At 47.2% G+C, this 12346-nt stretch carries 10 protein-coding genes; 4 read left to right on the top strand and 6 right to left on the bottom strand.

Annotated features, from left to right (window positions below; translation table 11 throughout):
- Positions 1 to 28: 28 nt before the first annotated feature.
- From MKY23_RS09850 to hemE, 4 genes are all read right to left on the bottom strand, one after another.
- Positions 29 to 1438, bottom strand: coding sequence for a CapA family protein (locus MKY23_RS09850; RefSeq protein ID WP_339837602.1), 1410 nt, complete (start codon positions 1436 to 1438; stop codon positions 29 to 31).
- 139 nt (positions 1439 to 1577) lie between these two features.
- Complete coding sequence (hemY, locus tag MKY23_RS09845) at positions 1578 to 3005, bottom strand: protoporphyrinogen oxidase (protein ID WP_339837599.1); 1428 nt, start codon at positions 3003 to 3005, stop codon at positions 1578 to 1580.
- Positions 3005 to 3955: a ferrochelatase gene (gene hemH, locus MKY23_RS09840; RefSeq protein WP_221786514.1), complete on the bottom strand. Its 951-nt coding sequence runs from the start codon at positions 3953 to 3955 to the stop codon at positions 3005 to 3007. Before hemH ends, hemY begins: the two co-directional genes overlap by 1 nt.
- Positions 3948 to 5012 carry a uroporphyrinogen decarboxylase gene (hemE, locus tag MKY23_RS09835; protein WP_090924707.1) on the bottom strand — a complete coding sequence of 355 codons (1065 nt, stop codon included), beginning with the start codon at positions 5010 to 5012 and terminating at the stop codon, positions 3948 to 3950. Before hemE ends, hemH begins: the two co-directional genes overlap by 8 nt.
- 203 nt (positions 5013 to 5215) lie before the next feature.
- Here hemE and MKY23_RS09830 point away from each other — a divergent pair, with 203 nt between their 5' ends.
- A complete protein-coding gene (locus tag MKY23_RS09830) occupies positions 5216 to 6436 on the top strand; it encodes an MFS transporter (RefSeq protein ID WP_154886605.1) in 1221 nt (406 codons plus the stop codon).
- Between the two features lie 68 nt (positions 6437 to 6504).
- On the opposite strand, the gene MKY23_RS09825 is transcribed toward MKY23_RS09830, so the two are convergent.
- A complete protein-coding gene (locus tag MKY23_RS09825; RefSeq protein ID WP_339837597.1) occupies positions 6505 to 7707 on the bottom strand; it encodes a cytochrome P450 in 1203 nt (400 codons plus the stop codon).
- A gap of 408 nt (positions 7708 to 8115) precedes the next feature.
- Here MKY23_RS09825 and MKY23_RS09820 point away from each other — a divergent pair, with 408 nt between their 5' ends.
- Both MKY23_RS09820 and MKY23_RS09815 read left to right on the top strand, forming a co-directional pair.
- Positions 8116 to 9327, top strand: coding sequence for an asparaginase (locus MKY23_RS09820; protein WP_308722081.1), 1212 nt, complete (start codon positions 8116 to 8118; stop codon positions 9325 to 9327).
- Positions 9328 to 9459: 132 nt separating this feature from the next.
- Positions 9460 to 10032, top strand: a complete 573-nt coding sequence (locus MKY23_RS09815; RefSeq protein WP_154886611.1) for a DUF1629 domain-containing protein — start codon at positions 9460 to 9462, stop codon at positions 10030 to 10032.
- Between the two features lie 52 nt (positions 10033 to 10084).
- Here MKY23_RS09815 and MKY23_RS09810 read toward each other — a convergent pair whose 3' ends face one another.
- Positions 10085 to 10717, bottom strand: a complete 633-nt coding sequence (locus MKY23_RS09810) for an O-methyltransferase (protein WP_154886613.1) — start codon at positions 10715 to 10717, stop codon at positions 10085 to 10087.
- 292 nt (positions 10718 to 11009) lie between these two features.
- On the opposite strand from MKY23_RS09810, the gene MKY23_RS09805 reads away from it, so the two are divergent.
- Positions 11010 to 12161, top strand: coding sequence for a class I SAM-dependent RNA methyltransferase (locus MKY23_RS09805; protein WP_090920483.1), 1152 nt, complete (start codon positions 11010 to 11012; stop codon positions 12159 to 12161).
- The last annotated feature ends 185 nt before the right edge of the window (positions 12162 to 12346 follow it).

Here is a 12346-nt window from a genome sequence, read left to right as displayed (position 1 = left end):
CATCATCTCTCCTCAGCAAAAACGCTACTTAGTTGGGCACTACAGTTCCATCTGCGTTCACTCGAATGCCTGATGACATCTTAGCCATCTGCTCCAGCAGAAGCCGGTTAGCCTCATCAAGCATTGGAACAGCCTGCCCAAGAGCAGCCTCATATGGAATCACCTTCATACTACACACCGCTTCGCGACTGCAACGCGCCTGAAAGACAGCTGTTTTCCACGTTTCTTCATTCGTCGATTTCGTAAAAATAAAATTCCCCGTACTATATGCAATCCATTTGCCTTTATAGTACTCAAGCCCCTGTAAAACATGAGGATGACCGCCAATAATCAGATCGGCTCCCGCATCCACGAATTCGTGCGCAAGCCTCGTTTGATCGGCATTCGGTGTACTTACACGCTCTTCCCCCCAATGCGCAACGACGATAACCAGATCAGCCTTCTTACGGGCCGACTGAATGGCTGCGATCGCTCTTGTGGAGTCATACGCTTCCGCTACGCCTGCCCGATTCCCGTCTGCCTTCCAGCTAGCTACAGGAACAACCCGACTGAACCCAAGCAAGGCAATTTTCATGCCTTTGCGCTCAAAATAGGCAGGTTCATAAGCCTCGGTACCATTCATACCCGCGCCAGCATGTGCGATACCGTAATCATTAAGATACGTTAACGTATCGACCAGCCCTTCCACGCCTTGATCCAGAATGTGATTGTTTGCCAGATTAACGGCGTCAAACCCCGCTGCAGACATCGCCTGCAACGCTTTAGGGGAGGATTTGTAAACATAGGTTTTATCCGCAGCGCCCGTACCACCATGGGTCACCGGGGTCTCCAAATTACCAATCGTTAGATCGTCATTCTGAAACATAGAGCCAAGCTTGGCAAAGGGGTAATCATATCCGTTCTTCTCCAGCAATTCTGCAACTTTTCCGGAAAATTGAATATCGCCAACAAAATGAATGGTGACATCCTTGGATGAGTCAGATGTTGAGGGGGTTCCCTTATTTACATCTGTATTACCCGAATTTCCTTTTTCAGTAGTGGTGGCAGGCTTTGTTCCCGTTGTCGGCTTATCACTGCCTGCCCCCGAAGTTTCATCGGTACCAGATCCCGAGTTATCTACATCATCATCTGGCTCTGCATTTGGCTTCCCATCTACCGAAGCTGCATCTTTATCCGGTGCTTCAGCTGAATCAGCATCAGACTCGGGCTGGTTCAATGCATCCCCACCCTTATCGTCCGCTCCTGAAGGCGGCTCCTGTTGCACGACCTCTGAATTAGCAGGCTGGGATGGTTGTTGTTCACGTGTGTTCAAGAGGTAATATAAGGCGATAAGACCAATGGCTACAATTAATATTACATTTACAATCCTGATTTTTGTATTACGGGTACGTCTTACTTTTTTCTTTTCTGAGCTTCGCTGTGATCTTGGGGGATACATAAGCAACTCCTCTTCTTAACAATAAATCCATATGCATACCATTATATCAAGCATATTCTGGATGTACATCCTATAAAAAAAGGCCGTCCCTTCTGTAGATGTTGCTACATTGGAGACGGCGGATCTATAATTCATACTTTTAGTTCGTTGAAGTCAGCTGTGCCGAGGCCTGTATGGACATTTCTTTCGCTTGTCTGATACAGTCCGGTAACCCCACACCCTCATAACCAGCCCCTGCAATATAAACACCCGGAATTTTTTCTCCAAGCTCTTTACGAAGGTTAGTGAGATGCTGAAGATGGCCGACAGGATACTGTGGCATCGATTTACGCAATCTAGTAATCTCGGAGAAGATCGGAGTTGCTTCAATACCCATCGTTTCTCTCAGATCTTTCATGACTAGCTCCGTAAGTGCCTCATCGGGAAGCTCCACATTCTGTTCGTCTCCAGAGCGGCCAACATAACAACGAAGCAAGACTTTGTCGTCCGGGCTGGTATGAAGCCACTTGGTAGATGTCCACGTGCAGGCCGTAATATTACGTCCTTCTTTTCGTGGCACCAGGAACCCTGAACCGTCGAAGACATGTTCCACTTCTTTTTTCTCAAAAGCCAGAACGACGTTAGCAACAGATACATAATTGATTGCATCCAGCGCCGATGTGTCCACATGCGGTTTTAGAAGCCCAGAAGCCACATAGGTCGGCACGGTGATTACAACGTCATCGGCTTCCAGAAATTGTCCGTTATCGAGTTCAACCCGATATCTGGCGTTCTGTGCATCCACACGCTCCAAGGATTGGGCGGCTGTATTCAAACGCTGATCCACATCATGAAGCTCATGGACAAGCGCATGCACAAGACTTTGCAACCCCTGACGGAAGTTCAGAAACGCACTCCGTTTGGTGCCTGTATGTGTCTCGGTCGGCTTGCGTCCTGTCATCATGCCTCGGATTAAGCTGCCATAATCCCGCTCCACCTCTCCGAACTGCGGGAAGGTTGCTTGTAGGCTGAGCTTTCGCATATCTCCTGCATATATGCCCGCCAGAAGCGGCTCAGTCAGGTTTTCCAGCACTTCCGGGCCAAGCCTGCGCTCAATCATATAACCGAGAGATTCATCCTCTGTTGTACGTTTAGGCGGAATTATAAAATCCATCAGTGCTCGCAACTTGCCTGCCGGAGAGACCAGCCCACTTCTCAGAAAAGGTTTCAGTTCTGTCGGGATGCCTAACACCAGACCGGCTGGCATGGGATGAAGCTTACCACGCTGCATAATATATGTTTTCTTCGACTCCGGGTTTTGGCTGACGAGTTCATGATCCATCTCCAGTTCCTTTGCCAGATCAATCATCGCTGTTTTGCGAGCCAGGAAAGAGTCAGGACCTTTCTCGATTACAAATCCGTCCCGATGCAACGTTTCGATCATGCCGCCCATAGACGAACTCTTCTCAAGCAAGGTAATCACAGGTTCAAAACCAGCTTCCCTGTAATGCTTGCGGATATAAAATGCCGCGCTGAGGCCCGTCAGGCCCCCGCCGACAATAACAATACGTCTTTTCTTGTCTTCCATTAGTTATCAGACCTTTGCTGCCATTGGCTAATAATAGAGTCGCTCAATGTCTCCATATACAACGGGTCACTATTAAGCGAATCGATGCGCATCAATCGCATGTCCATTTCTTTAGCAATCGCTTTGGCTTCAATGTCGAGATCATACAACACTTCCAGATGATCTGAAACAAAGCCAATTGGAGCCACAAGTACATCTTCCACTTGTTCGCGCGAAAGCTCCTGGAGTGTGTCCAGGATGTCTGGGCCGAGCCAAGGCTCAGCAGTTCGTCCAGCGCTTTGCCAAGTGAACTGCCAGTTCGCAATCCCCACTCGAGAAGCGATGGCCTCGGAAGTTTCCAGCAATTGATTCGGATAAGGATCTCCCATGTCAACAATGCGGGCAGGCAGACTGTGAGCACTGAATAGCACTTTCACATCTCCACGCTTCGCACCCGCTTCCTCAAATGCATCAAGCTTGGCACTTACTCGCGCGGAAAGAGCCTGAATGAGCTTCGGATGCAAATGATAACTTTCGATGAAGGACATCTGGATACCAAGTTCTTCGGCTTTTTCTCGTGCACGTTTGATGTAACTGCCCACACTCATCGTGGAGAAATGAGGTGCAAGCACAATGCCAATGGCCTTATGAATTCCATCTTTCGCCATCTGTTCCACCCCATCCTCAATAAAAGGATAAGCGTGTTTCAATCCTTGATAACAGCGGAATTCAACCTCGCCGCGACGCTCATCCTTTTGCAACGTCTCCTGAAGGTTTTTCACCTGGTTATCCGTGTTCTCACGTAGCGGGAAAACACCGCCAACAATTGCTTCATAGCGATCTGTCAGCTCTTTCAGTTGTTCCGGCTCAGGCGGACGCCCTCTGCGGATATGCGTGTAATACGCCTCAACACTTTCCATATTTTCAGGTGTGCCATATGACATCACCAGTACGCCTACAGTATTAGTCATTACTTACCGTCACTCCCGTCTTCAAAGCTTCTGTTGAATATTCATGAATATATGCTGTCAGTTCTTTTAATTTATCAAGAGAAGCTTCAGGGAACAAACCATGTCCCAGATTGAAAATATAACCCGGGTCCTTGATCCCTTCATCTATGATGACTTTCGCCTGTTCTTTAATTAACTCCATTGGCGCAGTCAGAATGTACGGATCCAGATTACCCTGCACCGCAAATTTACCGCCCAAGCGCCTACGTCCTTCGGATATGGAAACTCTCCAGTCCAGTCCGATGACATTCGCCTGCAAATCCTGCAAGGTTGGTAGCAACTCACCTGAGGCCACTCCAGGGAAATAGATTTTCGGTACATTCAAATCGGATAATTCGGTAAAGATACGAGTAATCGTTGGCAGCACATACGTTTTGAAATCTTTGGGAGAGAGTGCCCCTACCCAGCTGTCAAACAACTGAAATGCCTTACCGCCATTCGCGATATGAGCACGAATATATGTAATGACCATATCGCCAAGCTTCTGCATCAGTTTGTGCCACACTTCCGGCTCACTGTACATCATCGTTTTGGTTCGAATATATCCTTTGGAAGGTTGACCTTCGATCAGATAACTTGCAATCGTAAACGGAGCCCCTGCAAATGTAATTAGCGGAACGTCAAGTTCCTTGTCCAGAATGCGAATGGTTTCCAGAATGTGAGACAAGTCCCCTTCCACGTCAATGGGACGCAGACGATCTACATCGGCAGCCGAACGAATGGGGTTATCAATCACCGGACCTATATTTTTCACAATGTCAAAATCAATGCCAAGTGAAGCAACCGGATTCATAATATCGGAATACAAAATAGCCGCATCCACACCCAGTTTACGTACAGGCATGAGTGTAACTTCAGCCGCCAGCTCAGGTTGCTGACATATTTCAAGCAAGGAGTACTTTTCTTTAATTTTGCGATATTCAGGATCGTAACGTCCAGCCTGACGCATATACCATACCGGCACACGGTCAACCTGCTGTTTGAAACTTGCCCGAATCAGTCGATCATTATAGCTCATGTAAGAAGCCTCCAATAGTTTTTGGACTCATAACTACCATTATGCCCTTTTTAAACAGCCGTAACAACCATATGGGGATGTGTTCCAAGTGACAATACTATGACATTCGTTACACCCCTCATGGATATGCCATTTGTGATATACTAAAAGAATCGCTTTTTTTGAGAGTTACAGAAAAATCTTTGAAAGGAAGTGAAAGCACTTTGAAAACGTGGAAAGTCAACCTCATTGTGCTTTGGTTTGGACAATTTCTGGTCAATGCAGGCATGACCATGATTACGCCTTTTCTATCGCTGTTCCTTGCCAGAGATCTGGGCGTTGTAGGTGAGCACGAAATTGGAATATGGGCCGGATTTATTTTTGCAGCCAATTTCCTCACCTCTTTTTTGTTTCAGCCGCTCTGGGGCAAGTTGTCGGATAAATACGGACGTAAAATTATGTTGCTTCGCTCCGGTTTCGGTATGGCTGTTGTTATCGCATTGATGGGTCTCGCGCAAAACCCTTGGCAACTTCTCTTATTACGGTTGCTGAACGGAACCATCTCCGGCTTCAACCCTGCAGCTGTTGCTCTGATCTCAGGCACAACGCCGAAGGATCGTATGGGATTTGCGATGGGGATCAGCCAGTCCGGTCAGGTGGCAGGTACGATTTTGGGTCCACTTATTGGCGGATTGCTTGCAGATGCGGTGGGGTTCCGTCCTATTTTCTACATTACAGGCGGGCTCATCTTTGCAGCTTCCATGCTTGCAATGTTCCTCGTAAGAGAGACGTTCGACCGTGAAAAAGCTGCAAAATTGCCAGATCAATCGGTATTATCCGGATTGAAGGAGCTTAGCAAATCACCTCAGCTGCCGGCACTGTTCGCTGTGACGTTCCTGTTGCAATTTGCGATGATCAGTCCGATGTCGCTCTTGCCTATATATGTACAAAAACTGCATGGAACCGCAGTCGACGTGGCCTTCTGGGCAGGTATGGTTGGAGCAGTTACAGGGATATCCAATATGGCAATGTCTCCGGTACTCGGAAAACTCAGTGACCGGATCGGATCACACCGCGTCCTCACTTTTTCACTGATCGGAACCGGACTCATGCTTATTCCGCAAGCTTTTGTGCAAACGGTGTGGCAACTCATCCTTGTTCGCTTTATGATGGGGATATTTATGGGCGGCTTGCTTCCAAGCGTAAATGCGCTAATTAGGGGGTATTCGCCAGATAGCATGATCAGCCGGGCATTCAGCTTTAACACAAGCACACTTGCTCTCGGTAATATGCTGGGCGCAGTCATTGGCGGATTCCTCGCTGGTTTCATCGGTATCGAGGGCCTGTTTATCGTATCCGGCGGCCTACTATTACTCAATATGGTATGGGTTCGATTCAAATTGTACAAAACACCTGTCCGCATTAAAGAATCGAAGACAACTTAAATTTTAAAACGGAAATAAACAGCAAAAGCCGCTTCAGTGCCATGTCTGGCCTGAAAGCGGCTTTTCTATTACACTCGTCGTTCGTTGAATTGAATCGGATATTCCTTCACACCAAATACAAAAGCGCTTTGAATCGGCTCCAAGGTCGTTTCAGGAACTAGCTGTATCTGCTCCATACGCTGGAGAAGCGTGTGAAGAACAACTCTCGCTTCCAAACGTGCCAGCGGCGCACCCAAGCAGAAATGAATTCCGAACCCGAATCCCATATGTCGGTTCGGCTTACGATCGGATACGAATTGATCTGCCTGTTCAAACTGGGCACCGTCACGATTGGCAGCCCCCACCCAGGATATAACCTGTTGACCTGCCTTGATCGCCTTGCCTCCTAGTTCTATAACTTCCCTCGCAACACGTCCAATGGCTACAATCGGCGGATAATAACGTAATGTCTCTTCTACGGCACTGGCCACCTTGTCCGGATGCTCAAGCAACTCCTCCTGTAGTTCGGGTTGTTCAGAGAGAATGCGCACTGCATTTGCAATCAAATTGGTCGTTGTCTCATTCCCTGCAGCCAGCAGGAGAATGCAAAAATTGACCACTTCTTCCTCCGTTAACTTCTCACCCTCAATCTCCGCATCTAGTAGCAAAGAGATAAGATCGTCCTGAGGCTTTAAACGACGCTGGTCCATAATGTCTGTGAAATAGGCATATAACTCCTGGATATTCTTCAGCTTTTCCTTCTCCAACTCTTGAAAAGCTTCTTCACTATCATCACGTGCACCCTTCACTAGCACATCAGACCACTCTTTGAATTCACGTCGATCTGTAGCCGGAACACCAATCAGTTCTGCAATAACGATGACGGGTAGTGGCGTTGCAAGATCATCAATCAGGTTCATCCTTCCACCCGACAAGTGTGGAGCCAGCAACTCATCCGCAATGTCCTGAATCCGTGGTGCAAGAGCTTCTATCGCCTTGGGCGTAAACGCCTGATTGACCAAATCGCGAAGTTGCTTGTGCTTCGGTGGATCTGTCGTTAACATGCTGGTACCGGCACGGTTACGTTCAGAAGAGAACAGCTTCGGATTTTTTAACACATACTGCACATCTTCGTACCGAAACACATCCCAGCATTCACGATGCTCATCATATCGGACTGGAGTGTTCTCACGAAGTTCTGCATACACCTGGAAGGGAGATAATTGTCGCTCCTTGTTGTGCAATTCCCGAATAGGAATGTAGTTGGCATATTTTCGGGGTGCTTGTTTCATCGTGTTTCCTCCAATCAATAATATATATTTATTTACATATAAGGTTCACATCCATTATAACCACAACTGGATAGCGATTCCAACTATTTCAGCATAAATAAGCCTCTCGTCCCAACGTATGCTACCAACTACCCTTGTAGTGTCGAAAGATAGTTATGTTAATTAAAATAACATTAAAATAATGTTATCCCTTCAATTTTCTCATTACCTCCCTTTCAACTAAAATTTAAATTCAGCCATTTTTTCTATTAAACATCTATTTATCTAGCAAAAACAATGATTGTAAGCGTTATTCCTGTACAATACAACATTTGTTATATTACCTAACATTAAATAATATTATCTCAATCTACTTACATAAAAAAAGAGAATACCTCACACAAAAACCACTTGAAGGAGTGTTTCAGCATGAAAAAACCATCTAACCTTCGCCCTTGGGCCGTATGGAGTACCGCCGCATTTACCGCATTAACTCTATCCCTGTCCCCGATCGGAACTTATGCCGCTCAGGCAGCTACAGTAGAGGTAAAAGGCACGGTCGGCACGGTTCAGAGCTCCCCAGCAACGCCTACACGTAATACCACCATCCCCGCAGTATCTGAAGCTTCCAAACAATCCACACTTCCTAATGTGCTTGTGATCGGTACAGGCGGAACGATTGCAGGACAATCGGAAGACGCAACCAGCTTCCAGAACTATAAGGCTGGTACACTTCTTATTGCTGATATGGTCAAAGATTTGCCGGACAAACAGAAAATTGCGGATGTGAGCACACTCCAATTCGGCAATTCCGGTTCAGGCTCCTATACGATGTCTGACTTGTACGACTTGTCTCAAACGGTAGATAAGGCGTTAGCTCAGTATGACAGCGTCGTGGTAACAACAGGTACAGATACGATGGAGGAAATTGCTTACTTCCTTGATATGACCGTACAAAGCGACAAACCCGTTATTATCACGGGATCGATGCGACCATGGACAGTAATCGGCTCTGATGCCCAAGCGAATCTGTACAATGCCATTAAACTGGCTGGCAGCGGTCGCACGAAATCTTTCGGTACCGTCCTGATGCTGAATGATACCATCCAGCTTGCACGCGGGGTAACCAAGACCAATGACTACCGTACAGATACCTTTGAAACACCAATGCTCGGAGCTGTGGGTTATATTGATGAAGAGAATATCCGGATCTACCGGGCTCCTGCTCGCGCGATGAAACCGGAAGGCACAGCGAAACCTGCATTTGATCTTAGCAAAATTACCAAAGCCGATCTTGCCAAAGTTGAGATCGCCATCTCGTATCAAGAAGCGGGCGGTGGAGCGATTGAAGGATTTGTGAAGAGTGGAGTGAAAGGCATTGTCACCTCAGGTACAGGGGCAGGTGGAATCTCCAGGGCAATGGGTCAAGCCCGTACGAAGGCTATTGAGGAAGGCGTTATTTTCGTCACGACAACCCGAACTGGTTCAGGCAGCGTGTATGGAGGTGGCAAAGGTATTATCGCCGGGGATAACCTCAGTCCACAGCAAGCACGGATTCTTTTAATGCTCGGACTGTCTTTCAGCGATGATTTTGATACGATTAAAAAATGGTTTGAAACATACGGCACCCCTGAAGTATAAGTCAGTGAAAAATAATTGCCAGATGTAATTGAAAAGGCCAAAGCAGAGGTTCATCCTGCTTTGGCCTTTTTTCCCGTCCTACTAGCCTTTATAATGAATAATAGCTTACATTCGGAAAGGAACATAACACGTATGAATTACTATTTTCTCGAATCTCAGTATCCCCGCACCGGATTCATCAGTGGCGGCACAACCTTCACTCCCGAAATGGATACCAATTATTCGGCTATAGATTATCCGTTGCCTGATGATACAAAGGCCGAGGTCGAACTTTTTTCATCGGTACGTAGCTTGAAGGTAGACTATTTCGAAACCGTTACAGGTACCCGTGTTGTATCGAACGCTTTCAAAACGCTGTTGGAAGAAACCGGAACGAACGTGCAGTTTATTCCCGCCGTTGTCCGTTATCATAATGACCGCCCAGTTGAAAAGACATACTGGATCGCACATCTCCTGAAACAAGTGGATTGCTTCGATTATGAAAGGTCGGAATACGGACGAAAAGCGGTCATTGCCGCTTCGGTGCACCAGCCACCACGTAAACTTGTCAAAGTGATTTCAAAACTTGTTCTTGATCCGGGCAAAATCGGCGGGCACCATTTCTTCATGCTGGCACATGTACAACTACTGAAACCGATCATCTCAAGTGAATTGTACGACACATGCAAAAAGCATAAATTAAAACTACATGTCACTACGGTATAGTTTGACATTTAACTTAGCTTTCAAGCGAGCTTTCAACGGAGTTTCGAATGACCTATTTCACCCAAGCCAGTGCCAAACCGTCATAGTCCGGAAGCATGGTTGTAACCAGACGTGGGTCATTTGCCATCTGCTCGTTGAAACGACGCACAGCAAGCACGGCCGGGCCTTGCTTGTCCGGATTAAGCGTGCGACCGCGCAGGAAACAGTTGTCACCTACAATGACTGCACCCGGACGCGCAAGGCGAATTGCATAATCCAGATAAACCGGATAGTTTTCCTTATCTGCGTCAATAAAGAAGAAATCAAAGGTACGTCCTTCCTGTGCCAGTTGCTCCAAGCTATCTGCCGCAGGCCCGATCCGGTACTCGACTTGACTGCCGAACCCACTTTCCTCCAAATGTCCGCGAGCCATATCCGCGTATTCTTCTTTCAGCTCAAGGGAAGTCAGACTCCCCCCTTCGCTCAGCCCACGAGCAAGGCAGATGCCGCTGTAACCGCCGAGCACACCGATTTCGAGCACAGCTTCAGCTTTAGAGGTTTTGGCCAGAAAGGTGAGCAAGCGTCCATACGCCGCAGCCACCGAAACCTCCGGCATGCCATTTGCCCGAATGGCCTCTTTTACTTTTAACAAGAGCTCATCCTCTTGAAATAATTGATTTACATATTCGTCCGGGGTCAGATTCACCACGAAGTTCCTCCTTGCACATTTGGACTACTTTCCATATCAATGCCCCCAGGTAGCTTTCTTTATAAATACCCTGGATAGCTTTTCATATGGATGCCAATGTTTTATAATGAATGTTTGTTATCCAACACAGACTATTGAACGTTGCATTACCTGCATTGAAGTTTTTGCGGTTAAGCCGCATTACTCATTGTAAGTTTTTTCACGGGAAGCGGCAAGGCCGCACCGTTACTATATTGGCCGCGAGAGGCTTAAGCCAGCTGCGGCTCGAAATGGAGTTGAATGAATTCATATGGCTCGATTGCAATTAATTGCAACCTCCGCGATGGGACTTGAGGCTGTTGTAGCCCGCGAACTGAAACAGTTGGGGTATGAGGATGCCAAGGTCGATAATGGCCGCGTATTTTTCACAGGAGATTACATTGATATTTGTCGCTGTAACCTGTGGCTGAGAAGTTCGGACCGCGTGCTGGTCAACATGGGGGAATTCCCCGCAACTACATTTGACGAATTGTTTGAGGGTACCAAAGCATTGCCCTGGGAAGAATGGATTCCGGCAGATGGTGAATTCCCGGTTGAAGGACGATCACAGAAATCACAACTAAGTAGCGTGCCAGCTTCACAAGGTATTGTCAAAAAGGCAATTGTTGAAAAATTGAAGCTGACGCATCACACCGAATGGTTCCCTGAAGATGGAGCCCGTTATGTGGTCGAAGTCATTCTCTTGAATGACCGCGCTCTGATTACACTGGACACAACAGGCCCAGGACTCCATAAACGCGGATACCGCAAACTAGTTACAGAAGCGCCACTGAAAGAAACACTGGCAGCTGCTCTGATTCAGCTTAGTCGCTGGAATGTTTCCCGCCCGTTCTACGATCCATGCTGCGGCTCAGGTACGATGTTGATTGAAGCAGCCATGATTGGATGGAATATCGCACCGGGACTTCGCCGTACATTTAACTCCGAGAACTGGGACGTAATTCCTGCTGAACTGTGGGAACAGGCACGTGAGGAGGCATTTGATGCCGTGCGTGATGATGTGCCTCTGCAGATTTCAGGTAGCGACATCGACCCTGAAGCGATTGAGGTTGCGCAAGCGGCGATCAAAAGTGCGGGCTTTGCCAAAGATATCGAAGTCAGCGTGCTGCCAGCACACCGGGCCAGACCTCAAGGAGAATATGGAGTTATTATTACCAACCCTCCATATGGCGAACGTCTGAGTGAAGAAAAAGAAGTGCAGAAGCTACTTCGTTCCCTCGGTCGCTCTTATCTGGATATGCCAACGTGGTCGTTTTTTGCCATAACCTCCACCAAAGCATTTGAAGAGTATTTCGGACACAAAGCGGACAAGCGTCGCAAACTGTTCAACGGACGGATTGAAACTCAATACTATCAATATTTGGGGCCATTGCCGCCACGCAACAAAACACCGCAAGCTTAAAGACACTTATGGTTAAGAAACGCTCTGACCTTTACGGTTGGAGCGTTTTTCTTTTGTTTGATCACTAACCAGCCAACAAAAGCAGGACTTCATACCTTATAAGAAGGGTCTGTATGACATGCGAGTATGAAGATGAGCATAGTTGAAATGCGAAGCGGTCACGCTATAATATATGAAGCCCTGTT

The sequence above is a fragment of the Paenibacillus sp. FSL R7-0272 genome (assembly GCF_037969905.1).
GTDB classification, from domain to species: domain Bacteria; phylum Bacillota; class Bacilli; order Paenibacillales; family Paenibacillaceae; genus Paenibacillus; species Paenibacillus polysaccharolyticus.
Note: the sequence above shows the minus strand (reverse complement) of the source record. Positions and strands in the feature narration are given on the sequence as shown.